At 35.5% G+C, this 3,606-nt stretch carries 4 protein-coding genes and 2 tRNA genes; 1 reads left to right on the top strand and 5 read right to left on the bottom strand.

The features are described 5' to 3' along the window. The first annotated feature begins 235 nt into the window (after positions 1-235). Entirely contained in the window at positions 236-997 is a 762-nt protein-coding gene (locus tag D6734_02590; protein ID RMF97242.1) for a tyrosine protein phosphatase, read from the top strand. Between the two features lie 4 nt (positions 998-1,001). On the opposite strand, the gene D6734_02585 is transcribed toward D6734_02590, so the two are convergent. From D6734_02585 to D6734_02565, 5 genes are all read right to left on the bottom strand, one after another. Then, positions 1,002-1,074 (bottom strand) — tRNA-Cys (locus D6734_02585). Between the two features lie 80 nt (positions 1,075-1,154). Continuing rightward, positions 1,155-1,227, bottom strand: a tRNA-Gly gene (locus D6734_02580). Between the two features lie 155 nt (positions 1,228-1,382). Next, positions 1,383-2,168, bottom strand: a complete 786-nt coding sequence (locus tag D6734_02575; GenBank protein ID RMF97243.1) for a PhzF family phenazine biosynthesis protein — start codon at positions 2,166-2,168, stop codon at positions 1,383-1,385. Positions 2,169-2,176: 8 nt separating this feature from the next. Continuing rightward, positions 2,177-3,415: a lipoprotein-releasing ABC transporter permease subunit gene (locus D6734_02570; GenBank protein RMF97241.1), complete on the bottom strand. Its 1,239-nt coding sequence runs from the start codon at positions 3,413-3,415 to the stop codon at positions 2,177-2,179. After that, the coding region (locus D6734_02565; GenBank protein RMF97240.1) for a lipoprotein-releasing system transmembrane subunit LolC at positions 3,408-3,606 on the bottom strand (199 nt) is incomplete at its 5' end. The genes D6734_02565 and D6734_02570, both read right to left, overlap by 8 nt.

Raw genomic sequence — 3,606 nt, 5'->3', positions numbered from 1 at the left:
TTTTTTTACTATCAATTATTTTCAATGCTAATTTTTAGTCTATGCAATTTTCAAATAAACTTTAGAAAAGAAATTCTTCATTTATCATAACGCATATTGGCTTCTTCAATCTATTATTTGCCACAACAAGTACGCTCTTTCCTGATTAGAGAAAAAGATATGTTTCACTCCTATCATACCGATAAAAAAGCTAAAAACTTTACTTTTCACCAAAAAGAGAGTACGAATTGATAATATGATTGATATACATTGCCATATATTGCCGTCAATTGATGATGGATCAAAGTCTCTCGAAGAATCCATTGAAATGGCTCGTATTGCCGAAAGAGATGGAATTAGAAAAATAGTGGCAACTCCTCACCAGCTTGAAGGTCTATATCAGCCAACTTCGGAAACTATTCTGTTAAAGATAGCCCTGATCAATAAGACTCTGCAGGATTTGGGAAGCCGTATCGAAATATTGCCCGGATCAGATGTTCATATTGCGGCAGATTTAGTCCCTAAAATAGAAAGCGGAGAAATCCTTTGCATAAACAGAAAAAACTATATTCTTTTAGAATTTCCAAATCAATTTGTACCAGACAGAATCTTGAAGCTGCTTGAAAATCTTTTTCTCAAAAACATAATACCCATAATCACCCATCCGGAAAGAAATTTCCTTTTCCAAAGACATCCAAACCTTTTATGCGATATGATCAAAGCAGGCGCTCTCACTCAGATTACTGCTATGAGCATTACCGGCGAGTTTGGAAAGGAAGCAAAAAAGTGTGCAAAAAAAATGCTCACTCATGGTATGACACATTTCATTGCATCAGATTCTCACTCTTCAAATCATAGGCCTCCAGTAATAAGCACATGTATAAAACATTTAAAAAAGATAATATCAGACGAGGAAATTGAAGAGCTCGTATCAGGAAATCCCGAAATGGCTATTACCGGAAGAAGAATTTATCCTCGAGAACCAGAAAAAATCAGGACCTTTTTTGGATTTTTCTAAAGAAAGGCGGCACCCGGATTCGAACCGGGGAATAACGGTTTTGCAGACCGCTGCCTTAGCCACTTGGCTATGCCGCCAACATAATGTTGTAAACCTTCTTCTCCAAGAAAAATGGATATTGCCGCTTCGCAACTAAAAGGTTTCAAAAAAAAGAAAAAGCGGGAAACGGGACTCGAACCCGCGACCCCAACCTTGGCAAGGTTATGCTCTACCAACTGAGCTATTCCCGCTTATTCCAGAATGTATATTTTACAAAAAAGAAGGTCTTTGTCAAGATGTCTATCCAATGGATATAAAAGATTTTTACTTATCTCTTATCCCTTATTTTATACTTTTCATTCCTTGATGTAAGCATCTGCAATTTCTAAATTTTCTTGCAATCAATTTAAATTGGGAGAAATATTTCACCTTCCATAAACTTAACTGCTCTTCCCTTTAAAATTACTCTATCGTCCAGAAGTTTACATATGATTTCACCACCGCGCTCTGATAATTGCCGGGCATATAATTCGTTTTTCTTAATTATATTTGCCCAGTAGGGGGTTAATTCACAATGAGCTGAACCTGTAACAGGGTCTTCATCTACACCAACCTTAGGGGCAAAAAAACGGCTTACGAAATCTGAATCTTTAGCTTTAGCCGTAATAGAAACGCCGCGAAGAGGAAGTTTTTTCAATAGATCAAAATTTGGATCAATGGAAAGAATATCATCTTCACGCTCGAAAACTGCAATATAATCTTCCGATTTGAGGACCTCGATAGGTTTTTCCCCGAGCCCTTCTATCAAGAGTTTAGGAGCAGCACAAGATACAGGAGGTTGAACGGGAAAGTCCAAAACGATGAAATCTTCCTCTTTTGAAACCAACAAAGTACCGCTTTTAGAAATAAATTTGATCTCATTACGGTTGTAAGACAACTCATTGAAGATAACAAACCCAGCAGCAAGTGTTGCATGGCCGCATAATTTAACTTCTGTCTTCGGAGTAAACCAACGAATTGAAAAAGAATCATTTTCTTTTATGAAAAAAGCGGTTTCTGAAAGATTATTCTCTTTGGCTATATTTTGAAGAATTTTGTCAGGAAGCCATTTATCAAGTTGACAGACAGCAGCTGGATTCCCACTAAAAATTTTTGAAGTAAAAGCATCTATCTGATAGAGCTTAATATTCATAATTGCTATCATTCAAATCTTAAAACTTCTGCAGGCTTCAATTTAGAAGCATATTTAGCTGGATAAATGGTTGAAAGATACGAAAGAATAATACTTGAAGCAACTATGAGAAAAACCGTCAAGAAATCAATATCAACAGGAATGTGTGAAGTATAAAAAACCGTATCATCAAGTTTGACGATTTCATATTTCTCAAGAAGATAGCAAAGGAGAAGACCAATAAAAGCTCCTGACATTGTGCCAATCATTCCTGTTATAAGTCCTTCGAGCATAAAAATACGCATAATCTTTTTCCCTGTAGCACCAAGTGATTTCAATATGGCAATATCTCCCCTTTTTTCGATTACTGTCATTATAAGAGTATTGGTTATATTGAATACAGCTACAAGTACTATCAATAGAAGGATTGAAAACATAGCGACTTTTTCAAGTCTCAATGCTGCGAAGAGGTGTTTATTCATCTCACTCCAAGTTCTAATTTTTAGCCCTTTCGCAAGGGGTTTTAATAATTCAGCTATTTTATCTGCTTCGAATATATCATCTATATAGATGTCTATCGATGTTGCATCATATTTTGTAGATAGAAGTCCTTTTGCAGAATCAAGAGATATAAAAACTGCTGTTGAGTCAAATTGATAAATGCCGCTTGAAAAAATACCTATGGTTTTGAAGGTCCTTACTGTGGGAAAATAACCGAAAGGAGTTTGCACACCATCTGGAAGCAATATCTTAATCCTTTCACCCTTGGTTATTCCAAGGTGTTTTGCCAATTCTTTGCCAATATATATTCCCTCTGATTGAGGGAGATTTCTCTCTTTTTCACTTTTATTTTCGATTAGTTTTTCAATTCGCTCCAATGCATTTTCATCTGAAAAATCAAGCCCCACCAATTCTACTCCTGATACGCCGACAGAATTCATCACCAATGCTTGTGCTCGAATTGTCGGAAAAATATCCTTTACAACGCCCATTCCCTTTATCTTCTCAATTATCTCTTTAGAATCTTCAATAAATTCTCCTTCACTATTTTCAATCATTATATGGGGTTTTGCTGAAAGAGTCTTTTCGCGCAAATCATTTTCAAATCCATTCATAACTGAGATGATGATAATCAAAGCCATTACACCAACAGCAATGCCAAGCACTGAAATGAATGAAATAGCCGAAAGAAGACGGTTTCGTTTCTTTCCTCGTAAATACCGTAAGGCAATAAACAAATCTATCGTTATATTAGACTTTTTATTCATATCTCAAAATTTCAACTGGATTTTGTTTTGATGCCTGCCATGAAGGGAAAACAGAAAAAAATATGCACACAGCTATTGCATAGAGAGTTACCATAAAAAATATAAGAGGATTTATGACTATAGGCAATGTCTTCATATAATAGATTGTGAAATCAATTTTTATGAAGGGATAATTCTTTAAAACATAGCAT

This window comes from Candidatus Schekmanbacteria bacterium (genome assembly GCA_003695725.1).
GTDB lineage: Bacteria > Schekmanbacteria > GWA2-38-11 > GWA2-38-11 > J061 > J061.
The sequence above is the reverse complement of the archived record's forward strand: the minus strand, read 5'-3'. Positions and strand labels throughout refer to the sequence as shown.

Bases quoted from the DNA above. Each gene is read 5' to 3' on its own strand.
- D6734_02570 (RMF97241.1), bottom strand. From the start codon at position 3,415: ATGAATAAAAAGTCTAATATAACGATAGATTTGTTTATTGCCTTACGG.
- D6734_02575 (RMF97243.1), bottom strand. From the start codon at position 2,168: ATGAATATTAAGCTCTATCAGATAGATGCTTTTACTTCAAAAATTTTT.
- D6734_02590 (RMF97242.1), top strand. From the start codon at position 236: ATGATTGATATACATTGCCATATATTGCCGTCAATTGATGATGGATCA.